This is a genomic window from Oceanobacillus piezotolerans, from assembly GCF_003665065.1.
GTDB classification, from domain to species: domain Bacteria; phylum Bacillota; class Bacilli; order Bacillales; family Amphibacillaceae; genus Oceanobacillus; species Oceanobacillus piezotolerans.
The window spans coordinates 73,272-97,874 of the sequence record NZ_RCHR01000003.1 but is presented as its reverse complement, the minus strand read 5'-3'; the positions used below and the strand labels follow the sequence as shown (position 1 = coordinate 97,874).

Sequence of the window (24,603 nt, the reverse complement as noted above, 5' to 3'; positions counted from 1 at the left end):
ACGAATTATGATGTTATTTTATTATAATTGCAATTAAATTTACAGTCAATTCAAATTATACAGTTTCCTTATCTAAAAGTGGGGCTTTTCGATGCTTCGTAGCTTGTTCAAAAGCATATGCTAGCTTTAATAACTCAGGTTCACTAAATGCTTGACCCGTGAAGGTGATTCCAATAGGCTCTCCTAGTTTTGTGTATCCAGCTGGAACAGTAATAGAAGGATAACCTGCTTTTGCCGCTATGCCGGAACCATAATAACTTGGGAAGAGGAGCGCATCCAATTGATGTTTCTTCATTACTGCATCAATTCCATTCTCTCTAGAATGATAGCCATCTTCCATTAAGCGTTTTAAATAAACCGGATCCGTTAAATTACCACTCGTTGCTTCTGCTTTTAGAAAGATTTCTTGTCCGTAATTTAGAGCATCTTCTCCGATTTCTTTATTTTTCTCAATGAGATCTTTCAGTGTTTTCACTCCTAAGCTACATTCTACTGTGGCTAAATACGAATGAATGTCCCGTTTAAATTCATAAAGCATAACATCGATATTCCAATCTTCATCCGGAGTCGGAAACTTAACTGAATCTACTATTTCTGCTCCAAGCTTTTCTAATACCTTGATTGCAGATTGTACAACCTCTAACCTCTCGTCAGTTAATTCCGTATAGTATGGATCCCTTGCTATCCCTAACCTTTTCCCTTTTAAGCCGTCTTTATCTAAAAAATTAGTAAAGTCTTCTTGCAAAAGAGGGTTAGATAAGGTGACAGGATCAGATTCATCCTGACCAACAAGCACATTTAATATAATAGCGGCATCTTCTACTGTTTTTGTCATTGGACCTGGTGTGTCTTGTGTATGAGAAATCGGGATAACCCCACTTCTGCTAATCAAACCAATAGTCGGTTTGATCCCGACGAGTGAATTTTGACTGGAAGGGCTAAGAATAGAACCAGAGGTTTCTGTCCCAATCGCAGCAGCAGCAAAACTTGCCGCAATCGCAGCACCTGAACCTGAACTAGAGCCACCCACATCAAAACTATCACCATAAGGATTGAGGACTTGTCCACCTCGTGAGCTGTACCCATTTGGCATATCATCGGCAATAAAATTTGCCCATTCCGTCAGGTTGGTTTTCCCAAGAATAATAGCTCCTGCTCTGCGTAAATTTTTCACTAAGAAAGCATCCTCTTTGGCAAATGAGTCTTTAAGCAGCAAGGAACCTGCTGATGTATGCATTTTATCTTTCGTATCAATATTATCCTTTATCACAATGGGGATGCCGTGTAATATTCCTCTTTTCCCTGTCGTTTTTCTCTCATAATCTAACATTTCAGCCAAATGAACCGCTTGTGGATTTATTTCAATCATTGCATTTATCTTCGGATTAAAGGAAGCAATTTGTTCAAGATAAAGAAAAACTAATTGTTTGGACGTAATCTCAAAAGTATCAAGCTTATGTTTAAGCTCTTTTATAGTCGCATTTATAAACCAACTTACCAAATCAAATACACTCCTTTATATTAAGTTATTTCAACTTAATTTAGTTATACCATTTGAAACGTGATTAGACTAATTTGACTGTAAACACCTGAATTAACTAACTCTTTACACATTTCTTCAAAAGGTATATCATTTAAAAAGAACTATTCTAGACTAAGATGCAGTATTGAACAAGAGGGGGAGTCAACATGACAATAAAAAAGACACTAACACTTGCCGGAAATGATTCAAGTGGTGGAGCTGGACAGGCTGCAGATTTGAAGACTTTCCAAGAGTATAACGTATATGGAATGACTGCTTTAACAAGTATAGTAAGTATGACCCCAGAAGGTTGGCATCATCAAGTAGCATCTGTAGATGTCGATACCGTGGAAAAACAATTAGATACCATACTTTCTGTTGGTGTTGATGCTGGAAAATCAGGAATGCTCGGAACAGTTGATATTATTGAACTTGCAGCAAAGAAATTTGCACAACATAAATTAAAGAATTATGTTTTGGACCCTGTTATGGTTTGTAAGGGTGAGGATGAAGTGCTTCTCCCTGAGAATACAGATGCAATGCGGGAATTACTTCTGCCACTTGCGTTAGTAACCACACCAAATCTGTTTGAAGCTTGGCAGCTTGCGCAAACTGACGGTCCTATCAAGGATATCGACGGGATGAAGGAAGCTGCAGTGAAGATCCATGAGCTCGGTGCCAGGAATGTCGTTATCAAGGGTGGAAGAACGCTTGATAACGCGGCAGACCTTTTCTATGATGGGAAAGAATTTATTGTGTTGGAAGGCGAAAAATACGATACAATCTATACTCATGGTGCAGGATGTACATTCGCCGCAGCAGTAACAGCTAATTTAGCACATGGTAAATCTGCAAAAGAGGCAGTTACAAATGCGAAAAAATTTGTGAATGCAGCCATTAAGCATGGCTGGAAGCTTAACCAATATGTTGGCCCAGTAATGCATGGCGCGTATAATCGATTCCCTGAAGAAGTTAAAAATTAAGACCGTTTAAAACAAACCTTGGGAAATGTATACAGATCATTTCCTAAGGTTTTTTCTATTCATTTGCTTTGTTATAGGAGGAATGACGATTGTCTAAATTTCAATCTCTGCATCGCTCTATTAAAATCCGAATTTATTTACAATTCGCAACAACTTTGGCTACCATGATGATTATGCCGTTTATTGCTATCTACTTTAGTAAATTAGTAGGCGAAACTATTACTGGTATTCTACTAATATGTGTGATTATTGCAGGCATCATCGGTGGATTACTAGGAGGATATTGGTCCGACCGAATTGGAAGAAAGAAATTACTAGTGCTATCAGAACTTGGGATAGGAATTACCTATTTAGTGATTGCCTTTCTAAATTCACCATGGCTCGTTTTGCCATATCTTACTTTTCTATTATTCTTAGTAAACTCTTTTTGCAGTGGTATCTTCTACCCTGTTTCCACTGCCATGGTTTATGACTTAATCAAAAAGGATCAACGGAGCTTTGTCTTTACCGCTATGTATTGGGTAAACAATCTAGCTATCGCAATTGGAAGTATTACTGGTGCTTTCCTATTTGAAGATTATTATTTCTTTTTATTTATATTTGTAGCAATCGTCTCGCTAGCTTCCGCAATAATAACATTTCTCTACATTGATGAGACTTTTACTAGAAAAGATGCGAGCATATCTGCAGCTTCTTTATCGATTTGGGCAAATTATCGTAACGTTTTACAAGATCATATTTTTGTGTTCTTTTTAATTGGTTCTGTATTGGTGTTCTCTATAGAGGGACATTTAACAAACTATATTGCTATTCAATTAGAGAAAAACATGAATTCCACCACATTATTCGATACCTTTAGTATTAACGGATTAAATATGGTTGGGATATTACAGGCAGAGAACACTATGCTTGTCGTACTTACGGTTGGGATTGTTGCATGGATGGTGAAGCATCGCTCCAATTCGTGGAAACTCCTTGCGGGGATGAGCTTTTATGTGATTGGTTATGCATGGATAAGCTATACATCTTCTCCATGGTTTCTTATTGGGCTAATGGTTATTGCATCCATTGGAGAACTTATTTATGTACCGGTTCACCAGACATTACTGGCAGAGCTTGCAGATGGAGACCATAAAAGCTCCTACCTTGCCTTGGATAGCCTAGCAGGCCAAGCACAAATGATTATTGCTGGAGGGGCGGTAACCCTCGGGGGCTTTGTCGCCCCAGCTTTCATGAGCGCAGGCCTCCTCCTTTTAGGACTCGTTGGGATAGGATTGATTTATTACGTTATGCGAAAGAAGGAAATTTAAGCTAGTTAGAGAAAACGACGAATGTAATCCAAGCGAGAACTTAAGCTAAACGTTGGATCGTATCTACTACTATAGAATCGAAGAAAACAGAACAGGCTCATCCACGAGCTTGTTCTGTTTTTCTATCTTGAATAAAGAAAGTGATTATTAAACCGATTAGCGCAATGATGCCTGCTACGACAAAAGAAATATTAACGCCATGAATCAGTCCTTCTATTCCTCTATTAGGGATGGCTGTTGTAGTCATAACAGTAATTGGCAGTGCTGTGCCGATTGCACCGGCCACCTGTCTAAACGTATTATTAACAGCAGTTCCATGGGAAATTAAATCGGTAGGCAGTACATTTAAGCCAGCTGTAGTTGTCGGCATCATGACCATAGCAATTCCAAGCATACGAAATGCATGTACGGCTGCAATATACGTAAAGGTTGTTTCCGTTGTAAGGAAAGCAAGCATAAATGTTGTAATAACAATAAGAGACAGCCCTGTAATTCCTAGCCATCTAGCCCCGTATTTATCAAACATCCTCCCTGTTATCGGGTTCATAATTCCTTGAAGAATGGCACCAGGTAAAAGGGCAAGTCCAGATTCAAACGCTGTAAACCCAAGCATATTTTGCATATACAATGGCAGCACCACGGCAGCACCAATCATCGCCATAAATGTAACCATTCCGAGTGCGGTTGTTAAGGTAAACATTTTATACTGAAATACACGCATTTCAAGAATCGGCTGTTTAAGATTCAATTGTCTTAAGATAAACCAGGTAAGTGTAATCGTTCCAACAATAAAGGAAAGGATGACCTGCATGCTTCCCCAACCTTCACTTCCCGCTATACTAAATCCATATAAGAAGCCTCCAAATCCAAAAGTAGATAGGATAATGGACAACACATCGATTTTAGGGAAGGTTTGCTTGGTTACATTTTTAAGTATAAAATAGGCGACAATAATATCGATAATCGCAATTGGAAGAATCATAAAGAATAAGGTTCGCCAAGGAAAATGTTCCACTATGTAGCCGGACAAAGAAGGTCCTATTGCTGGTGCAAAAGCAATAATCAGACCGAACATTCCCATAACTGAACCTCTTTTTTCAATTGGGTAAATGAGCATCATAATGGTTTGCATTAACGGCATTAGAATACCAGCCCCTGCCGCCTGAAGGATCCTGCCAGACAATAACATCGAGAATCCCGGTGCTATAGCTGCCATTAATGTTCCTGCTGTAAACAAAGCCATCGCAGTGATAAATAGACCCCTGGTTGTAAAAGTACCGATTAAAAATGCTGTAACCGGAATCATAATCCCATTAACGAGCATAAAAACAGACTGAAGCCACTGTACTGTACTTTCATTTATTTGCAGATCATTCATGATATGTGGTAATGCTGTTCCTAGTAATGTTTGATTTAAAATAGCTATAAAGGCCCCAGATATAAGCACGATCATGATCGGTGTTTTATTCAATCTTTCATAAGAAGACACATCGTCTCTTTGATCTCCCATCACTTTCATCCCCTTTCGAACAAGCAACATAGTTTCTATATTCTACCATACCTGTTTTGTCCTATACAGGGAATAAAATACTCATTCTATCTCACCTGATTTTTTATTCTTTTTTGGTCCGACTTCCAAGGTTACCCCCTACTATAATGAAAGGCGCATGAATGATATCATGCGCCTTTACTACGATTTTATTTTATAAGAGTGTTTCTCGCACTCTGCCAGAAGAGCAATCCTACTACACTGATCACAACAAAGACAAAAGCAAAAATAAATATCCAGTGACTTCCCATACCAAACAACTCGGATGGCTTATCGTTAGAAACCCTTTGAACAGGAGCTGGTTTATTTTTTTCTACTTTCTCTAATTCTATAGTGGTTGAAGTCAGTGAATCACTTAGTGTAAGAACCCCGTCTTCACTAATGTCCTCATTCGTTGTTTGCTGTGAAGCGTGTGTATAAGATGTGGTTTCCGGAACTTGGAATTCTTTGTTATTCACTGTGTAAGTTTTTCCTTCTTCAAGACTGGAATTTGCAAAATTATCAAATCCATAATCTAGCAATTCCACGGTATCCTCATAGCTTTGAATATCTGAACTTGCTTTCATGGTTACCGCGATAAGTTCCAACCCATTACGCTCGGCGGTTGTGACGAGCGTAAAACCTGATTGATTTACATAACCATTTTTTCCACCGGTAATTGTCTCATAAGGTATCTCACCTTTTAGTAACCGATGATGCGTTTGGATGGTCGTATCCCAGGTTTCTCCATCCCACGCTAATTCCTTTGTACTAAAAATATCCATAAAGGTTTCATTGTCCATCGCATATTGTGTAATCTTCGCCATGTCTTCTGCTGTAGTCATATGCTCAGCGTCAAACAATCCATGTGAATTTTCAAAATGCGTATTCTTTGTTCCAACTTTCTCTTCTAGGTATGTATTGAAATCTGAAGAAAACTGCTCCACACTTCCGCTTAAATGCTCCGCAATAGCGGTTCCTGCATCATTTCCTGAATTAATGAGCATCCCTTGAACGAGCTTTCCTAAAGGAGCTTGCTCACCTTCCTCCAGAAAAACGGATGAACCTTTCGTATTTGCAGCATTTTCACTGATTGTGACAATATCGTCTAAGTTACCATTTTCAATTGCATAAATGGCGGATGCGATTTTCGTAATACTTGCTGGGTACATTGGAGTATCCGCATTTTTCTCATAAAGTATCTGACCACTATTTGCTTCTATTAAAATAGCTGCTTCACTCATTAATCCAGGTTCCTCAGGCACATTTTTTTCGTGCGCTGCTACACCCTGAGCGTTCATGTTACTGAATAAAAAAAAAGCCACTGCCATTGCTATCCACTTTTTCATAAAAACACCTATCCCTAGTTTCATAGATTCTGTTGTAAAGTCACAAATTCTATTCTAGGGTGAAATTACGGAATAAATGTGGCATTTTGGTAACGAATTGTAACAAAATCTAACAATTAAAGACAAAAAGGTACATATTTCGATATAAATCTTTCGACACCAATATTCATGAATTCTATTAATAGGTAAATGTCCTTAAAAAAATGGACAAGTTAGCTTTCTTGTTCAGAGTTTCATGAGTATCCAGCGTTTTACACTATTATCAAAATAAAAGGGCGATAGGTGTTAGTCATGCTTAACACCGATCACCCTTTCTTATCACTTGGATGGTGGCTGAAATCTAATCTTCCTTAATGGTACATATATCTCTCACTAAAAGGATATAGGCTTTTTTCCTTTGCCTCTTCATAGTGATTAGTGATAATCTCTTCAAGCAGGCTTTCTACATCTCTTCCAGTTGTAGCGATACCTAATAAATCTGCTGTTTGTTTTGCTTTCGTTGCATGTATTTCCGAAATCAATGTTTCCACATCCTTTCCTTCTGTTTCCAATCCTAATGCTTTTGCTTCCATTGTTAACCTTGTTCGCATTACCTCTTTTTTCAGTTCTTTTGTATCCTTACCTACCGTATATATGCCCAGATCATTTACATGCTTATTTACTTTTTGTTTCTTAACTTCTTTGGCTAATTCCTTTATATTCTTACCCTCAGTCTTGATACCAAGCACTTCTGCTTGTTTTATTACTTTAGCTTCAAACACCTCAGCCTTTAACATTTCTAATTGTTTCCCTTCCGCTTCTATCCCTAGTTCATCAGCTGCATTTCTAATCATAGTTTGATGAACTTCCTTAGAAAGCGTTTCTGTATCCTTGCCTTCTGCTTCAATTCCCAGTTCTTTCGCATGGATTTTTAGAATGGCTTTGCTTTCCACAACAGAAGGATGGCCCTTCTCCATTACCTCCAAAGCCAGTTTGTCATACTCATTTGCTGATGCTAAGAAAGGAAAAGCTATATATAAACTAAACACCACTCCATAGAAAATATTCATCTGTAAAACTCCTTTCTATGTAGGATAAAAACCTGAAAGTTTACTTTTGTATTATGGACTGGATTCTCATTTTTTATGTATAAAAAATACCCGCCTCAACTAGAGACGAGTATATCATTCTATTAATATGCGCTTGCGTAAATTACTACTTTTTCAATCCAATTCATAAAATTATCTACTACAGTATCAATAAACTGAATAGTTGATTCATCTATAAGGTTGCCATTCTCATCAATCTTTTCGTGTACAGAGCCAACATATACTTCATTTCCTGGCAATGTTAAAGTAGAAACCCCTTGAGAATTCAAAATCTGACGAAGCTGTAATTGTGCCTTTACCGTTCCTAAAGCACCCATTGAAGCGCCAACTATCATTGCTGGTTTGTTTACCATTACCTTCTCCACACGTGAGAACCAATCAATAGCATTTTTTAATACGCCCGGGATGGAGGCATTGTATTCCGGAGTCACAAACAGGATTCCGTCACTTTCTTTAATTTTGTTTCTAATTTCTTTAACAATCTCGGGTGGATTCAATTCATCATCCTGATTATAAAATGGTAGTTTATTAATCGGTAAAATCTCGATTTCTACTTTTTGTGCGTATCTTTTTTGCATAAAAGTAGCAAGCTGCATATTATATGAGTCACTGCGGTTGCTTCCAACCATGGCTACGATTTTCATTTAGTAATTCCCCCATATGTATTGTAATTCTTCCTATAAACTATTATTCCAAAAACAACAAACGTTTTCAAGTGATGGTTTTTTCATAATTTGGTATTATTTGCCTTCATGGTAATATGTAGATATTTCCTTGTAATGAGAGGGACAACTTCAACCCATTTACCAAACTAAAGGTTCCATCATTCTCAAGTCTCGAATTTATTCGCTTCCATTCTTTTCACATCGATTATTTTTTCCTGTACAATTACATATATACTGAAAAACAAGGATGGGGAAAATGCAGCAAATATACAGCGATATTATCCAGTTTAGAGGCAGTCATTATGAGTTAGGGCAGATTCAAGGAAATCAATTGAGTGATTCTCTTATTATGAAAAACAGAAGAAGGCAATGGCAGCTACGAAGACCCCGCTTCGATATTAATGTCCAGGAAACAAAGGACATTTTTCAGAAGTATGCACCTGCCATTCGGGAGGAATTAATCGGAATGCAGGATTCACTGAAGCAGCCGATGGAGGAAATTCTTCGTGACTTTGGTGGATATAGAATTGAAGCGCCACGTAGTGGGTGCTCGACATTTACTGGAAAAGATTTTCTAGTGCGTAATTACGATTATCACCCAAAGACATACGAGGGAAGATTTCATGTTTTTGCCCCATCAGATAGTGGCTATGCAGTCATTGGGCCAGCACAGCGAATCACTGGACGGATGGATGGAATGAATGAAAAAGGGTTAGCTATGGGATATAATTCCATTCATCGCAAAAAGCCTGGCAGTGGATTTGTCTGCCATATGATAGGAAGAATGATGCTAGAAAATTGTGCAACGACACAAGAAGCAGAAGACTTTTTAAAAGAGATTCCGCACCGTCACTCTTTTAGTTATATTGTGTTGGATTCAAATGGAGAAACATCAATTATTGAGGCTACTCCTAGATCAGTAGAAGTACGTAAAGGCAATGCTTGTACAAATCACTTTGAGATATTAAAAGAAGAGAATCGCCATTACTTAGATGAGTCTCATAAACGACTAAATGCGATTCATGAACAGCAGAACGACGCTGATAATATTCATCAAGCATTTCATTTATTAAATGACATAAATAAAGGCGTCTTTGCTACGGATTATAAAAGTTGGTCAGGAACCATCCATACTTCTGGTTACCTGCCAAAAGAAAAGAAGGTTTGGTTTGCGCTTGGCGGAGATCAAGAGCCAACTGTGTTTGATTTTGGGGAATGGTTAAATGGCGAAGATTATGATAGCAATCGCATTTATGGAGAAGTAGATACAGATTTAGGGTTTGCTCATATGAAATAATTTAGCTGAGGGTTGCTTTAATAGAGGAGCAGCCTCTTTTTTTGGTCTATGAGTGTACGACATTTCGTGTGGTGCCACTTCTCCAAATGGAAATTAAAGAAAAGAACCAACAAAATAGCGGAGATAACCGCTACGGAAATATACTTCGCTTTCCACGGGCGGCTGCTGAGCCTCCTCGTGCTAACGCACTGCGGGGTCTCACCTAGGCCTATCCTCCCGTAGGAGTCTACGTATATTTCCTCCGCTAGAATAGCAGAATGTTCGTCTTTTTTGTTAAGCAGATTAATTGTCTCCCAGCCACCAAGCCTGGCGGATGGGCATGCACTCGAAATGCATTAGGACAGGCGCCGCTTTGCTGGTTCCGTGTTGGTAACCTTTAATCGAAAAATTCCATATGATTCTTCTCCGTTTTATAATAATCTATTCTATCCTGCAATGTCCCTGTATGAAATTCAAATTTATGTCCATCTGGATCTGTAAAATATATAGACTTTTTATCCCGCTCATCTCTATCTCGACCAGGCAAAATATTTACACCTAAATCTATTAAACGTTCATACATTCGATCAAAGTCTTTTTCATCAATAGAAAAAGCAATATGTGTATAAGATTGATTAATTTCGTTTCTCGGAATGTCCTTTTCAACATTCAGTGCCAGCCAGATACCATTTAAATCAAAGTAAGCTGTGTTCCTACCTTTCACTAGTAACTTTGCATGAAAAACATGTTGATAAAATGCAATGGATTTTTCTAAATGAGATACAGAGAACAATAGATGATTAATTCCATCAACCACCAATCATACCATCCTTTCTCTTAATCATCGTCATAAATTCCGTGTCATTCTTGTAAAATCGTATTTGTTCTTTAAAACCTACATTTTCATATAACTTAATTGCTCGCTTATTAAAGGTTGCTACTGTGAGCCGAATATCTCGTGAGTCACTTTCTTCGAGAAAGCGAAGGATAAAAGTTAAGAACGTCTTCCCATTCCCTTTGCCCGTCAGTTCCGGTTTTAGCCCAATCCCAATGTCGACACAATCTTCTTCGTATATATAGAATTTTTCTCCCAATGGTACTCGTGCTGGCTTTCCTGTACAGAAAAAGCCAATAACCTTAAGATAATCATCCAATACGACATAATATTTATAAGTAAGCAGTTCCATTATTGCTCCACTGGAAAGAATCTGATTATAAAAATCATATGGCTTGTCATATTTCCAACAGAGAACCTCTGTTGCATACTTTTCTGTCATTTTCCGAACCTGTAAAAGCATGGTCTCAGCTCCTTACTTTAACCGCTTCCTTTTCTCCCTTTCAATCAAACGCCATGCAAGTGAAGAAACTTTTCTTATCTTTCCTTCGTTTATGGTTCCTTCTACTTCTTTACTTAAGGTAAGAAAAATACTCTCAAGAAGGACCATCCTTGGTTTCTCCCGCTGTAATTCCTCTATTATAAAAGCATAATACTCCTTTTCTGGAAAACGGGCTTCGTTTATCTCATTTAAGGTTTCAACAATTTGCTGCTTTAAAACATCCAGGCTGGGCTCTTCCACGTTTAAGAATTTATAGAAATCCTCTTCATGGAAAAATGCGTTACCCACACCACTTTGTGTTTCAATTAGCGAGCTTATCCGATTTAAAGAGAACTGAATCATCGCTTCTGTTTGATCAATACTAGGTTTGGTCCGTTTCACTACATAGGCTGCCTGCTGTACAATCCCAAGAAATATAATGGCATAATCATAAGATAGCGAGTCAATCTCCTGGCCATAAATTTCCTTTAACCTATTAGCAACCCAGTGCAGTTCCATAACATACTGTTTATCTAGAAAAGCTTGTAAGTCTTTATCCTCACTTCCACGTACAGTGGAAAAAAGTGCCATTAAATTATGTTTTTTATCTATATTAAATCGTACAGCCATTTGAGCAGCAAACACCGATTCATCGTCACGCTCCTTACCGTATGCTAGATGAATTCGTTCTTGTATTATTTCTTCGCTTATTAATTCTAATATTGCCATTAAGCATTCATTTTTGGAGCTGAAATAATTATAAAAGGTCCCCTTTGCAATTTCTGCTTCGTCTAAAATATCCTGAATCGAAGTGGATGAGAATCCTTTTTTAATAAAGAGCCTTTGTGCTGCGTCAATAATTTGCTTCTTCTTTTGATTCATCTTTCCACCTTTTCTCATATTTCTTTATACTGTTAGTCTAGTTTTATTCTAATACGAATATATCCTTTATTCAAATCATTTATTAGATTAAATAGACATTTAGTATAGAATATTCTTTTCAGTCCCATAGTTGTATTTGGCCACTCGTTTGTTACTTCCAAAATATACACAGTACCATGCCACTGTTTGCATGATATAGCTTGTAAGCTCTGGAATTATCAAAAAAAGCTTCGTTTTATAAATCAACGAAGCCTTTTTCTGTAATTAAAGTGTTTATCGCAATATCATGTTCATCAACCGGAATCTCATCCATTAATTGAAGCGAGTGCAGGATGGAGACCGTATGCTTTTTATAATTAGCTAAAAACCGGTCATAATACCCGCCGCCAAATCCAATACGATAGCCCCTTCTATCAAAAACAATACCAGGTACGATGATTAAATCCATCTCATTCTTTTTTACTTCAATTGTTTCTGAAGGCTTTGGCTCTTGTAAATTGTAATAAACAATCTCAAGCTGATCAAATTTTTCCAGTTCAAAAAACTTCAGCTCTTTTAGAGTAGGATAGCACTTCGGGACACACATCGCTTTCCCTTGCTTCCAGCCTTCCTCAATGATAGGTTTAGTATTCCATTCGAAGCCATTGGAAACTGTAACACCAATTCTTTTTGCATTTTTCCAGTAAGAAGAAGAAATTAGCTCCTCAAAGAGCTTAGCGTCTACCCTGTTTCTCTCTGTTTCTGATACGTTTTTCAGCTTCTTAATGATATTTTGCCTTATATCTGCTTTATTCAACGCACACTCACTCCATGTTAACGATTGATTAATGCCAGCACTTCATTTCGTGACTTACTATTTGTTTTAAATTCCCCTCGCACTGCACTTGTTACTGTCGTAGAGCCCTGCTTTTTCACCCCACGGATGCTCATGCACATATGCTCTGCTTCAATGACTACCATGACACCAATCGGAGCTAATTCCTCCATTAATAAGTCAGCCACTGATTTAGTTATTCTTTCTTGGAGCTGTGGACGTTTACTTATATCATCCACAATACGGGCAAGCTTGCTTAATCCTATGACTCGGCCATTCTTCGGCATATAGGCAACGTGAGCTACTCCAATAAACGGAACTAAATGGTGCTCACACATAGAGGAGAATTGAATATCCTTCACTAAAACCATTTCTTCATGTGGTTCATCAAATACAGTCTGAGCGTGAATCGCTGGGTCTTTCTCTATCCCGGCAAACACTTCCTCATACATATCTGCTACTCTTCTTGGGGTGTCCATTAATCCTTGACGATCTGGGTTTTCTCCGATCGCTTCTAGGATCATTCGAACTGCACTTTGAATTTTTTCTTTATCCATCACTAATCGACCCTTTCAATATACTGTCACTTTTCCAATTGATTAAAAACACGGCGAATGGAGCCAATATAATAAAGGGAACCAAACGAACAGATAATATCCTCAGTGTTCGCCATCTTGAGTGCAAGCTCCACAGCTTCTTCATAACTTTCACTGGATATTGCATTCAAATTTTTATCTCTTAGCTCATCCGCTAGTTCACCTGCAAGCATTGCTCTTGGGCTGTCCGGTGTTACGGTTATAAAAGTCTGTATTCGACTTGACACTTCTTCTATCATCTGAGAGACATCTTTATCCTTCAATACTCCAAAAATCGCAATCATTCTCTTGTCATGAAAATACGTTGTTAAATTTCCCATTAATGTACGAACACTGTCAATATTATGTGCTCCATCGATAATAACTGTGGGACGCTGCTTTATGACCTCAAATCGACCTGGCCATTTTGTTGCAGCCAGTCCTCTAATCAAAGCTGCTCCATCGATTTTGAAACCTTCTGCGCGTATGGATTCTATTGCTTCTATAACTAAGGCCGCATTCTTTAACTGATGTTCTCCAAGCAATGAAATGTTAATCTGTTTGCAGTCTTTATAATCAAAGGTTTGTCCTTCCAAGCTTTTTTCTATTAGCTTGATTTGTGAAAAATCCGGTATAACCACTTTGCTATTTTTCTCAGAGGCAACTCCTAAGATGACATCTTCCGTTTCCTTTTCCTGAGGGTATAGAATAACTGGACGACCTTCCTTTATTATTCCTGCTTTTTCCCCAGCAATTTCTGGTAGAGTATCCCCTAAATACGCTTGGTGGTCATAACCAATGGATGTAATGATGGATAAAACTGGCGAATGAATAATATTCGTCGAATCTAATCTTCCGCCCAGCCCTACCTCAAGTACAACCACATCACATTGTTCTTCATGAAAGTATTGGAAAGCAATAGCCGTAATTAGCTCAAATTCGCTTAGGCTTACTTGCACAGCCTCCACTTTTTCTTTCACTAACCCCGTAATCCGGCTTAAAGCTTCATTTTCGATTTCCTGGTTGTTAATCTTAAACCGCTCATTAAAGGCTTCTAAAAACGGCGAGGTAAAGAGTCCTGTTTTATATCCAGCGCTGGTTAGAACATGTGATAGATAGGAAGCAACCGAGCCCTTTCCATTTGTTCCAGCAATATGAATCACTTTTAGTTTATCCTGTGGGTTTCCTAGAGCTTCCATGATAAGCTGCATTCTTTCTAACCCAAATTTCATCCCATTTATCATTGGTGTATGGATATAATTTAATGCTTCTTGATAATTCATTTCATAAGGACCCTCCCTTAGAACAATCCCGATATTTTACCGTTTTCATCCACATTAATTTGCTCTGCTTGAGGTCTTTTCGGCAAGCCTGGCATGGTCATTATTTCGCCAGTCAGAACAACAATAAAACCTGCTCCAGCTGATATTCTCACGTTGCGAATATGGATAGTGAAGTCAGTTGGACGTCCGAGTTGCGTTGCATCATCGGAAAATGAATATTGTGTTTTGGCAACACAGATCGGCAGTCTTCCAAATCCTAAAGCTTCCAATCGTTGAATCTCCCGCTCAGCCCCACGTGAAAGTTCGATTCCTTTCCCGCCATATACCTTTTTAACAAGTTTTTCAATTTTTTGCGTAATTGTATCTTCAAGTTCATAGGCATAATGAAGCTCGGCATGCTCTTCCTTAGTAAGACGAATAACTTCTTTCGCTAAAGCCTCTCCGCCAGCTCCACCATTTGCCCATACATCAGATAAAACAACAGTAACACCAAGAGCACGGCATTTTTCTTCAATTACCTGTAATTCTTCTGCCGTATCGGTTGGGAATTTATTAATTGCAACCACGGCAGGCATTCCGTAAACATTCTGAATGTTTTCTAAATGCTTCATTAGATTTGGTAAGCCGGCTTCAACGGCAGCTACATTTTCATCGTTTAATTCCGTTTTTGCTACTCCACCATGCATCTTTAAAGCACGAACCGTAGCAACAAGTACTACTGCAGATGGTCTCACACCTGAAACTCGACATTTAATATCAAAAAACTTCTCTGCACCAAGGTCAGCTCCAAACCCAGCTTCTGTCACGACATAATCGGCATACTTTAATGCCATTTTAGTTGCCATCACACTGTTACAACCATGTGCGATATTTGCAAACGGGCCACCATGAACAAGTGCAGGTGTATGTTCTAATGTCTGAACTAGATTCGGCTTAAGTGCGTCTTTTAATAAAGCAGCCATAGCGCCGTGTGCTTTTATGTCTCCAGCGGTCACTGGTTTATCATCATATGTATAACCAACAATAATATTTTTCAACTTATCTTTAAGTTCCACCATAGAATTGGACAGACAAAGAATTGCCATCACTTCTGATGCTACCGTTATATCAAAGCCATCCTCCCGTGGAACACCATTTACCTTGCCATGTAGACCATCTACAATAAAACGAAGTTGGCGATCATTCATATCCACTGCTCGTTTCCAAGTGATTTTGCGTGAGTCTATGTTCAATTCATTTCCGTGATGAATATGGTTATCAATCATAGCAGCAAGCAAATTATTCGCAGCTCCAATGGCGTGGAAGTCGCCTGTGAAATGCAGGTTGATATCTTCCATCGGTACAACTTGTGCATAGCCCCCGCCAGCCGCTCCACCTTTTATGCCAAAAACAGGTCCCAAGGATGGCTCACGAATAGCAATCATTGTGTTTTCACCTAGGCGATGAAGTGCATCACCAAGGCCAACGGAAGTTGTCGTTTTCCCTTCTCCTGCCGGGGTCGGTGTAATCGCTGTAACAAGAATTAACTTGCCATCCTCCCGTTCCTTTAATTTATCCATTGCCTGGTAATCAATTTTTGCTTTATGATTCCCGTACATTTCAAGGTCTTCTCGATCAATACCTGCTTGTTTTGCTATTTCTTCAATCGGTTTAAGTTGTACTTCTTGAGCAATTTCGATGTCTGTTTTGTGTGTCATAATTTCCCTCCTCAATACAATAATCCTATTATAGAACAAATCGAAAGAAATCGACAGAATTTGTTAGAAATTAGGTCTGAAAGTCTATTTCTCAAAATGGCTGGGAAGTTCATGTATTGGTCTTGTTCTACAAAAAAAGACCGGGACAAAAGTTTTTTATCAAAAGAAAAATCCGAACGATGCTTAGTGGAGAAATACCGTTCCGGAAATATACTTCGCTTTCCGCGGGCAACGTCTCAGCCTCCTCGGAAGAAGGGCACTTCCTGCGGGGTCTTCGCTTGTTGCTTTTCCCGCAGGAGTCTACGTATATTTCCTCCACTAACTTGGTGCTTCGTTCGTCTTTTGGATTAAAAAAATTAGTTATGTCCCAGCCTCAAATAGTATAATAAAAATTCTCTACTCTAAAAAATTGTATTCCTCTAACAAAATGGATAGACTCCAATTGACTTCCCTTTATACACTATCTTTCCTTAGACATATCAATAATTCTCATCACATTCCCATCTATATCTTGGAAAATAGCATATCTGCCTGGCGGAATATCACAAGGTGTTTTTACAAAATTAATTTTCTCCTTATTTTCTTCATAAAATTGATCCACACTCACTACTACGAATACCCCACCTGCTGAAAAACCTTCATCATCATCCTCAATCATTAACTTGATTTCTGAATCTGGCAGTTTTAATGCAGCGGTATGGTCCCCTTCCCTCCATGCTTCCTCGAATCCAAAAACTTCTCGGTAATAATTCAGGGATGCTTTTAGATCTTTTACCGGATGTGATAAAAATGCTAATTTCATCTTAATCCCTCCATAATGGTTTTATTCTGTCTGCATAATCAAGTTACGTTAAACATAATTTATTTACGCACACCTGTCAATATGCTATGATGAAAATATGAAGAATTGGATACCTATACCTGGAACAAAGAAAGAAAAAATTATTGGAGTGGCATTAGAAGCATTTAGTAAGCATGGATATAAAGGAGTCCATATTGCAGAGCTAGCCAAGGCTGCTGAAGTTACGACCGGAGCGATTTATCACCATTTTGGCTCGAAACAAAATCTCTATGAAGTGGTAAAAGCTGAAATAGAACAGCGAATATTGGACCGAATGGAGGGAGCTGCATCATTATTTGAAGATCCGGATAGGAAATTAGAGGCTGCGTTCATCGTTGGATTAGAATTTGCAATAAAGAATGAAGTAAGTGTGTTAATGAGTGAAGAAATCAATCATAATAAGGTAACAAAATTAGAAGAATTTTTTGCTTCTATAAATGATAATGACATTGCTGGACTTGATCGTCTGGTCCTTGCCTTATGGCGATCTGTTTTAAAGGAAATAAACGAGGAGCAAATCACCCCCGAGCAAGGAAAGAGGCTGATTAAGTGGGTGTTTAAAGGAAAAAGGCCTGAATTATCATGATATCAGGCTTTTTAAAAATTAGGAGGATAAAAGTAAAAGTGAAAACACGCCATGAAGTGCTGTTCAAGCAGCTTAATACCTATCGTAAGGAAATAATTGATGCAGTAGAAAACATATCGGAAGAGCAAGCAGATATTATTCCAAAAGGGTTTAGAAATAATATCCGTTGGAATCTCGGTCATGTTTATCTTGATCAATACCTTTGGATGGAAGCTATAACAAAAGAAAAACAGCCTATCCAGAAGGAGTTCTCATCTTGGTTTGGTTTTGGAACTACACCGGCCAATTTTGATGAAACTACCCCATCCTTATTAGATTTAAAGATATTACTCCTCGAGCAACCTTCGCAAATCAGAGCATTATACGGAAATCGGTTAGAGGAAGAATTTCCACCTTCAGAAATGGGTATGCAAACCATAGAACAAGTGCTGATCCGTACTATTTTTCATGAGGGTATGCATTTACAAGCAATTAATGATTTAAAGAAACTTCTTTAAACATAAAATGAACTTCAATCAGTCAGAGAACTTTCCTTCCTGAACCAAATGGTTGGCAGCAACATAAAAAGGGGTCCTATCGACTAAAAGAAATTAAACTTTAACTGGCCGTTTGGCCCCTACTTCTCGTGCTTTTTTCTAAGGATTCTTAAGGTAGAGGCTTACGGCATATAAGTCAAACTGTCATCTATATTTGTGATAAAGAAAGAATATATTTCACAAATGTTTCCGTACTTTTTTTATTAAATCTCTCCGATTTTTGAACTAACCATAAGTCCCTGTTTAATTGAAAGTTGGATACTTTGACTTCCCGAAGATCTCCCTGTTCGAGTTCCTTTTTAACGGTAATTCTAGGAAGAATACTAATCCCTAATCCAGCTTCTACTGCACTTTTGATCGCTTGTGTACTTCCTAGCTCCATGTAACCTCTGATTTCATCTAATTGAATAAATTCCCTTAACGCTTTTTCTACAATCATTCTTGTACCAGAAGTGGACTCCCTCCATATTAAATGTTCCTTCGTGATTTCTTGAATCTCAATGCTTTCTCTTTCATTCCATGGGTGTTCTTTATCACATATTAAGATTAGCTCATCGTCTGCAAACTTCTGGATTTCAAACGCTTTATTTTCCACCACACCTTCTACCATTGCTACGTCAATCACATTATTTTCGAGCATATCAAGAATATGGGCTGTATTTAAAATTTGCAGGGAAAGGTTTATATTAGGATGTTTCTTTTTAAAGTTACCTAAAGCAATTGGCAATAAGTATTCTCCAATCGTTAGAGAGGCTCCAACACTGAGTTTTTGCTCATTTTTTCCAATTACTTGTTGAATGGCCTCTTTAGAGAATTGAAAGCCTCTAACAATTTCCTTCGCAATAGGATATAGTGCTTCACCAGCATCTGTAAGGTATAGCTTTCCATTTGTTCGGTCAAATAATAACGTGCCATATGTATTCTCCATTTGATGAATTTGTCTTGTAACAGCTGGTTGAGAAAGTTCTTTTAGACGGGCTGCCTGGCTTATACTGCCCTCCTCCACCACTAGACAAAAGATACTTAAACTCTCTATGTTCATTTAATCACCCTTATACTAATAGATTAGATTCTTTTATTTCTATTATAGCAAAAAGGAGCCATACATATATGCCCCCTTTAAGTATAAAAAATCTTATGCTCAATGAACGTTCTGTCTAGTGAATGAATTAACTGGAAAACGCAAACCTAGATTCTCCCTTAAAGTACTTCCTTCATACTCTTCTCTAAACAGCCCTCTCTCCTGCAATATCGGAATAACAAGCTGAACAAAATCCTCTAGACCATCTGGAAAATAAGGTGGCATAATATTAAATCCATCTGCTGCCCCATTTTCAAACCACTCTTGCAATTGATCCGCAATTTGCTCTGGAGTGCCTTTAATTTCACGATGGCCTCTTGCCCCAGATACACGTTGGTACAATTGTCGTATCGTAAGATTTTCACGTTCTGCAAGGTCTTTTATTAACTTAAATCGAGTTTTTGCTCCATTCACATCCTCCAATGAAGGTAAATCAGGTAACGGACCATCAACTGGATAACCAGATAGATCTATATTTAAGTGACTAGATAATAAAGCAACACCAGCTTCTTCTGGTATAAGCGATTCTAAAAATGCTTTATTTTCTTCTGCCTCCTTTTCTGTCCTACCAATAACAGGAAAAACACCCGGCATAATCTTTAACTCATCAGGAGAACGACCATATTTTTTCATTCTTCCTTTGACATCTTTGTAAAACACTTGCGCTTCTTCAAGTGTCTGCCAAGCAGTAAAAATAACCTCTGCAGTTCTGGCTGCTAGCTCCTTCCCATCTTCAGATGAACCAGCTTGTATGATCACTGGATATCCTTGTGGAGGGCGAGATATATTTAACGGACCTTCAACAGAGAACCATTCTCCTTTATGGTTTACTCTATGAACTTTTGAAGGGTCATAATACTGTGCTTTCTCTTTATCTATCATTATTGCATCATCTTCCCAGCTATCCCATAACTTAGCTGCAACATCAACAAATTCCTCTGCTCTTTCGTAACGTTTGGAATGAAGCAAATGATGATCCTTACTAAAGTTCCTTGCCTCCGCTTCACCACTAGAAGTAACCACATTCCATGCTGCACGTCCATTACTTAGATGGTCAAGTGCTGCAAATTTCCTTGCAACATGAAATGGTTCGTTATAGGTAGTGGATACCGTTCCTGCTAAACCGATATGCTCTGTAACTGCGGAAAGTGCAGATAATAATACAAAAGGCTCCATACGTATTCCAACAGATTGAGCATTTGCCAAGGAATGTCCATGACCTGCAGTATATCCATCTGCTAGAAAGATCATATCAAATTTCCCTCGTTCAGCTGTTTGGGCCACTTCCTTATAGAATTCTAGATTTAAGATGTTATGGGTCTCTGCTTTTGGATGACGCCAAGCTGCCACATGGTGACCCGGTATCATAAAAAAGGCTCCTAATTTCATTTTTTTATCACTTTTCATTTCCCTTCCCCCTCATAAAATTAAACAGATTTCCATCTGGAGAATCTTTTTTCCAAGCTAACCAGTAATTGATTCAGTAATAAACCAAGTAAGGAAATCGTAATGATTCCTGCGTACATTTCTGCAATTTGAAAATTAAACTGCGTGTAACTAATAAAGAAACCAAGTCCTTCCTTTGCACCTACCATCTCTGCGGCGATTAAAACAAGAATGGAAGACGTACCCGCTAAACGTATTCCAGTAAATATAGTAGGGACAGAAGCTGGAATAATTACTTTGTAAAACAATTGAAAGGAAGTTAGATTCATAGATTTAGCACACTTAATAAGCAATGGGTCTACATTTCGAACTGCGTTAATGGTATTCAGCAATAATGGCCATAAGCATGCGAAAAGGATAATCGCAACTTTTGACGTTTCCCCTATTCCCAAGATCAGGATAAAAACAGGGAGCAGAGCCAGTGCAGCAGTATTTCGAAACAATTCTAATATTGGACTAAATAATTCATGGACAATGGGATACCATCCAATCATAAGCCCCAATGGAATAGCAATAGCTATGGCTAAAATGAATCCCAAAAAAGATCGAGTAATACTTGCCGAGAAGTGGGTAAATAAATCGCCCGATCTTATTAATTCAAACCATGCGACTAGCACTTCCGATAGAGGCGGCAGGAAAATCGCATCTACTAAACCTATTCTTGGTGCTACCTCCCAAATCACAGCGAATAATAAAATGATAATCATTTTCTTGAAGGCATTTTTTAACGTTCGGAAAGGTAAAACGAAAACGGACTGAGCGGATTTCATTGGAATGGCAATTGTTTTTTCACTGTTCAATTTAATCACCTCTTTATTTATACCGTTAAGGTTTCTTTATAACGAGTTTTATTAACTTCTTCGCTTAAGAGTGTCCAAACTTGGTGACGTGCCACAGTAAATTCAGGAGTGGAGCGTAAATCTCCTTCTTCTGTTCTTGAATCAAACGATATATCAATCATTCCCTTTAACGTACCTGGGCGGGATGTCATGACCGCAACTCGTTGACCTAAATAGACTGCTTCGTCTATTCCATGTGTGATAAAAACAATCGTCTTTTTTGTCTTCTCCCAAATTTGCAGCAATTCTTCCTGGAGTGATTCTCGCGTTTGGGCATCGAGTGCTGCAAAGGGTTCATCCATTAATAATACTTCTGGGTCGTATGCAAGACTTCGAGCTATCGCTACTCGTTGTTTCATCCCTCCAGATAACTCATGAGGGTATCGATACGCAAATTCGGACAATCCAACCAGTGCCAAGTATTCTTGAGCTTTTTCTTGTCTTTCCTTCTTAGGGACTTTTTTAGCCTCAAGGCCAAACTCAATGTTAGCTAGGGCTGTTTTCCAGGGAAATAATGCATATTGTTGAAAGACAACTCCCCGCTCTAACCCGGGGCCTTCAATAGGTGTTCCATTTAATAAAACCCTTCCTGTAGTTGGTTTTATTAACCCTCCAAGCATATCTAATAAAGTGGACTTTCCACATCCTGAAGGTCCTACCACTGTAAGAAATTCTCCATCTTTCACTGTAAAATTAAGATCCTTAACTGCAGTAAATTCTCGTGTTGCATTCTTTTTCTGGCTGTCTCTTAACCTAAACACTTTACTTACTCCATCAAATTTTATTTTTTCGGACATGATTTCCCTCCCCTGCCTAATCTTCAAACTCATCTTTATACGGATTAAATTCATTTGTAAATAAATCTTCTACCTTTACTTCACCTTCTTCTAGCTCTCCATTCTTCACTAACCAATCGATCCATAGTTGGAAACTCTCTGGCTGCATATATCCGCCAATTTCTGAAACACCAGCGCTTTTCCAATATTGTAAAGCCTCTGTATCTTCCTGCCTGTCTCTCTCTTCAATAATCTTTTCAAATCTTGCAATTACTTCTTCACGAGGTGTGTCTCTTGCCCATTCAATTGCTTTAGCTGTTCCTTCTACTAATTTTCTAACAGTATTTGGATTCTCCTGGATAAATCTCTCTGTCATCATGAGACTTCCAGCCGTAAATGAACCAAATAACTCATAGTCCTTGAAGATTGGGCGAATTCCACCATTTTCTACTGCTAGTTCACGAGACATACCACTTAGTGTCGCAACATCAATCTGCTTCTCTCTTAAAGCTTGTTCCGTATTAACTGGTGGAACAACAACCATTGTTACTTGTTCGATTTCCTTATCAGTAAGCCCACTTTGTTTGAGGTATTCCTTTAGCATAAATTCTGCATGTGCACCCAACGTATTCATCCCTACTGTTTTTCCGATAAAATCTTTTGCTTCCTTAATTGGACTGTCTTCCAAAACATAATATCCATAAAACTCTTCCTCATCACTGCCGTAATAACCAATTACAGATTTGACAGGCGCACCATTTGCCCTTAGTTGGACAATTGCCCCGTTAAAGGCCCAGCCAAAGTCTGTATCACCTGTTGCCGCTGTTTGTATACTTTGTGGCCCACTTATCGTATTATTCACCCACTCTAATTTGATCGGATCTAAATATCCTAAGTCTTCAGCCAGTTCGGGGAAAAGCACTCTTCCCGCATTCCCTTGATACCTGATCGTCAATGTTTCATACTCGCCTTCTGCTTGAGTGGTGCTGGCTTCTTGTTGACATCCAGCTAAAATAAAGATGCCAATCATTGCAAATAGAATAAAGATTGACTTAGATTTTGAAATGATTTCCATGTTACTTCTCCCCCTTTGAAATAATTTGACACCGAAAATCGTTTCTTAATGATTATTTTTCCACCGAATAGAACGAACGCTGTCATGCGGATGGCTTTCTAATATTAAATTCTTATATTCTCTTTCTAATTCTGTTAAGGACAGGTCGTTTAGACTTTCCTCATTTTCATAGACGTTCCATTTTATTAATATATCTGTTAGTTTCTTTCTCCTTTCCATTACTCCTTTACGAAAAATTTCTCCCAACATGAATTCCCCCTTTCCCTTCTTCAACCTGTTTCTTAATTACCAATTTAATTTGTTGGTTGGTATAAAGCTAACGAGTGATTATTTACCAATTCGATAAAATAATGAAGCTGTTTCTTAGAACGTTGTAATAGATCGTCGTCTATAATGGGAATTGCACTATGCTTATCAATCTGCTTATCTTGTAGATATAAGCCTTTTAAATTATGTGCTTTGAGTGAGGACAATACCGGCTTCAATGCATACTCCAGTGCTAATAGATGGGAAGAGCTCCCACCAGTCATTAAAGGAAGAACTGGCGTGTGTTTTAAGATATCCTGTGGCAGAACATCAAGGAGTGCTTTCAGTACCCCTGAATAGGCTCCTTTATAGACTGGGGAGCCAACAATAACTCCTCTTGCAGCAATTAACGATGCCTTCACCCTTAATACTTCAACATCATCAAACTTTGCCCCAAGAAGTACATCAGGAGAAATTTCTTTAACAGATATATATTGAACTGACAAACCCTCGCTCTCCACTAAAGAACCCAAGTAATGAAGTACTTTATCTGATCTTGACTCAAGAGATGGACTACCAGAAATAATCACAATATCAGACATATATTTATTCATCCTTCCTCATCATTTTTTTAGAAATATTTATTTTTGGCAAATATAAAAGGACACAGAAAGAAATCATCTTCTGTATCCTTTGGTTTTCCAATCGGATATACACTTATCAACTTTTACGTAATTTTGTTGTTTTCGGTAATGCAAATCTTTTCTTTTCCGTTATATCAATTTGTGTAATTTCGCCATCATGAACAGTAATATTTAGAGACCCATAATCCAGATTCTCCAGTTTAGATATAATAATATCTAGCTTATTATTATCAATCTTTTTCATT

26 protein-coding genes are annotated in these 24,603 nt (G+C 38.1%); 5 read left to right on the top strand and 21 right to left on the bottom strand.

The genetic code is table 11. The features are described 5' to 3' along the window. Positions 1-55 precede the first annotated feature (55 nt). Complete coding sequence (locus tag D8M04_RS08520) at positions 56-1,501, bottom strand: amidase family protein (protein WP_121522505.1); 1,446 nt, start codon at positions 1,499-1,501, stop codon at positions 56-58. A gap of 188 nt (positions 1,502-1,689) precedes the next feature. Here D8M04_RS08520 and thiD point away from each other — a divergent pair, with 188 nt between their 5' ends. After that, complete coding sequence (gene thiD / locus D8M04_RS08515) at positions 1,690-2,505, top strand: bifunctional hydroxymethylpyrimidine kinase/phosphomethylpyrimidine kinase (RefSeq protein WP_121522504.1); 816 nt, start codon at positions 1,690-1,692, stop codon at positions 2,503-2,505. Between the two features lie 89 nt (positions 2,506-2,594). Next, positions 2,595-3,815, top strand: coding sequence for an MFS transporter (locus D8M04_RS08510; RefSeq protein WP_121522503.1), 1,221 nt, complete (start codon positions 2,595-2,597; stop codon positions 3,813-3,815). 97 nt (positions 3,816-3,912) lie between these two features. On the opposite strand, the gene D8M04_RS08505 is transcribed toward D8M04_RS08510, so the two are convergent. The 4 genes from D8M04_RS08505 to D8M04_RS08490 form a co-directional block, all read right to left on the bottom strand. Then, positions 3,913-5,325 carry an MDR family MFS transporter gene (locus D8M04_RS08505; protein ID WP_121522502.1) on the bottom strand — a complete coding sequence of 471 codons (1,413 nt, stop codon included), beginning with the start codon at positions 5,323-5,325 and terminating at the stop codon, positions 3,913-3,915. 188 nt (positions 5,326-5,513) lie between these two features. Continuing rightward, entirely contained in the window at positions 5,514-6,692 is a 1,179-nt protein-coding gene (locus D8M04_RS08500; RefSeq protein ID WP_121522501.1) for a D-alanyl-D-alanine carboxypeptidase family protein, read from the bottom strand. Positions 6,693-7,042: 350 nt separating this feature from the next. Continuing rightward, positions 7,043-7,741: a hypothetical protein gene (locus D8M04_RS08495; RefSeq protein ID WP_121522500.1), complete on the bottom strand. Its 699-nt coding sequence runs from the start codon at positions 7,739-7,741 to the stop codon at positions 7,043-7,045. Between the two features lie 122 nt (positions 7,742-7,863). After that, positions 7,864-8,424 (bottom strand): NADPH-dependent FMN reductase, encoded by a 561-nt coding sequence (locus tag D8M04_RS08490; protein ID WP_121522499.1) that lies wholly within the window; start codon positions 8,422-8,424, stop codon positions 7,864-7,866. A 277-nt stretch (positions 8,425-8,701) separates the two neighbouring features. On the opposite strand from D8M04_RS08490, the gene D8M04_RS08485 reads away from it, so the two are divergent. Next, the gene (locus tag D8M04_RS08485; RefSeq protein ID WP_121522498.1) at positions 8,702-9,742 is read left to right on the top strand and encodes a C45 family autoproteolytic acyltransferase/hydrolase; all 1,041 of its coding nucleotides are present in this window, start codon (positions 8,702-8,704) and stop codon (positions 9,740-9,742) included. A gap of 376 nt (positions 9,743-10,118) precedes the next feature. On the opposite strand, the gene fosM is transcribed toward D8M04_RS08485, so the two are convergent. The 8 genes from fosM to D8M04_RS08445 all read right to left on the bottom strand — a co-directional run bounded on the left by fosM (position 10,119) and on the right by D8M04_RS08445 (position 17,090). After that, on the bottom strand, positions 10,119-10,538 hold the full coding sequence (fosM, locus tag D8M04_RS08480) for a FosM family fosfomycin resistance protein (protein WP_425464019.1): 420 nt from the start codon (positions 10,536-10,538) through the stop codon (positions 10,119-10,121). After that, positions 10,531-11,019, bottom strand: a complete 489-nt coding sequence (locus D8M04_RS08475) for a GNAT family N-acetyltransferase (RefSeq protein ID WP_121522496.1) — start codon at positions 11,017-11,019, stop codon at positions 10,531-10,533. Before D8M04_RS08475 ends, fosM begins: the two co-directional genes overlap by 8 nt. A 12-nt stretch (positions 11,020-11,031) precedes the next feature. Beyond that, the gene (locus D8M04_RS08470; protein ID WP_158595099.1) at positions 11,032-11,919 is read right to left on the bottom strand and encodes a TetR/AcrR family transcriptional regulator; all 888 of its coding nucleotides are present in this window, start codon (positions 11,917-11,919) and stop codon (positions 11,032-11,034) included. Positions 11,920-12,154: 235 nt separating this feature from the next. Beyond that, positions 12,155-12,715: a 5-formyltetrahydrofolate cyclo-ligase gene (locus D8M04_RS08465; RefSeq protein WP_121522494.1), complete on the bottom strand. Its 561-nt coding sequence runs from the start codon at positions 12,713-12,715 to the stop codon at positions 12,155-12,157. Positions 12,716-12,732: 17 nt separating this feature from the next. Then, positions 12,733-13,290, bottom strand: a complete 558-nt coding sequence (gene folE, locus D8M04_RS08460) for a GTP cyclohydrolase I FolE (protein ID WP_121522493.1) — start codon at positions 13,288-13,290, stop codon at positions 12,733-12,735. Between the two features lie 26 nt (positions 13,291-13,316). After that, entirely contained in the window at positions 13,317-14,591 is a 1,275-nt protein-coding gene (locus D8M04_RS08455; protein WP_121522492.1) for a bifunctional folylpolyglutamate synthase/dihydrofolate synthase, read from the bottom strand. A gap of 17 nt (positions 14,592-14,608) precedes the next feature. Continuing rightward, positions 14,609-16,288 (bottom strand): formate--tetrahydrofolate ligase, encoded by a 1,680-nt coding sequence (locus D8M04_RS08450; protein ID WP_121522491.1) that lies wholly within the window; start codon positions 16,286-16,288, stop codon positions 14,609-14,611. 460 nt (positions 16,289-16,748) lie between these two features. Continuing rightward, on the bottom strand, positions 16,749-17,090 hold the full coding sequence (locus D8M04_RS08445) for a VOC family protein (protein ID WP_121522490.1): 342 nt from the start codon (positions 17,088-17,090) through the stop codon (positions 16,749-16,751). A 97-nt stretch (positions 17,091-17,187) separates the two neighbouring features. Between D8M04_RS08445 and D8M04_RS08440 the strand changes: the two genes are divergently transcribed. Then, the gene (locus D8M04_RS08440) at positions 17,188-17,715 is read left to right on the top strand and encodes a TetR/AcrR family transcriptional regulator (RefSeq protein WP_121522489.1); all 528 of its coding nucleotides are present in this window, start codon (positions 17,188-17,190) and stop codon (positions 17,713-17,715) included. A 38-nt stretch (positions 17,716-17,753) separates the two neighbouring features. After that, complete coding sequence (locus tag D8M04_RS08435; protein ID WP_121522488.1) at positions 17,754-18,212, top strand: DinB family protein; 459 nt, start codon at positions 17,754-17,756, stop codon at positions 18,210-18,212. Between the two features lie 187 nt (positions 18,213-18,399). Here D8M04_RS08435 and D8M04_RS08430 read toward each other — a convergent pair whose 3' ends face one another. The 8 genes from D8M04_RS08430 to D8M04_RS08395 form a co-directional block, all read right to left on the bottom strand. Then, positions 18,400-19,293 (bottom strand): LysR family transcriptional regulator, encoded by an 894-nt coding sequence (locus D8M04_RS08430; protein WP_121522487.1) that lies wholly within the window; start codon positions 19,291-19,293, stop codon positions 18,400-18,402. A 99-nt stretch (positions 19,294-19,392) separates the two neighbouring features. Further along, the gene (locus tag D8M04_RS08425; RefSeq protein ID WP_121522486.1) at positions 19,393-20,739 is read right to left on the bottom strand and encodes an LLM class flavin-dependent oxidoreductase; all 1,347 of its coding nucleotides are present in this window, start codon (positions 20,737-20,739) and stop codon (positions 19,393-19,395) included. 20 nt (positions 20,740-20,759) lie between these two features. Then, positions 20,760-21,578 carry an ABC transporter permease gene (locus D8M04_RS08420; protein WP_425464012.1) on the bottom strand — a complete coding sequence of 273 codons (819 nt, stop codon included), beginning with the start codon at positions 21,576-21,578 and terminating at the stop codon, positions 20,760-20,762. 17 nt (positions 21,579-21,595) lie between these two features. Further along, positions 21,596-22,414 (bottom strand): ABC transporter ATP-binding protein, encoded by an 819-nt coding sequence (locus D8M04_RS08415; protein WP_121522485.1) that lies wholly within the window; start codon positions 22,412-22,414, stop codon positions 21,596-21,598. Positions 22,415-22,430: 16 nt separating this feature from the next. Next, a complete protein-coding gene (locus tag D8M04_RS08410) occupies positions 22,431-23,468 on the bottom strand; it encodes an ABC transporter substrate-binding protein (RefSeq protein WP_121522484.1) in 1,038 nt (345 codons plus the stop codon). A gap of 45 nt (positions 23,469-23,513) precedes the next feature. Continuing rightward, positions 23,514-23,714, bottom strand: a complete 201-nt coding sequence (fbpA, locus tag D8M04_RS08405; RefSeq protein ID WP_246001166.1) for a Fur-regulated basic protein FbpA — start codon at positions 23,712-23,714, stop codon at positions 23,514-23,516. 47 nt (positions 23,715-23,761) lie between these two features. Next, positions 23,762-24,316 (bottom strand): NADPH-dependent FMN reductase, encoded by a 555-nt coding sequence (gene ssuE / locus D8M04_RS08400; RefSeq protein ID WP_121522482.1) that lies wholly within the window; start codon positions 24,314-24,316, stop codon positions 23,762-23,764. 118 nt (positions 24,317-24,434) lie between these two features. Beyond that, positions 24,435-24,602 carry a YezD family protein gene (locus D8M04_RS08395; protein WP_121522481.1) on the bottom strand — a complete coding sequence of 56 codons (168 nt, stop codon included), beginning with the start codon at positions 24,600-24,602 and terminating at the stop codon, positions 24,435-24,437. Position 24,603: the final 1 nt, after the last annotated feature.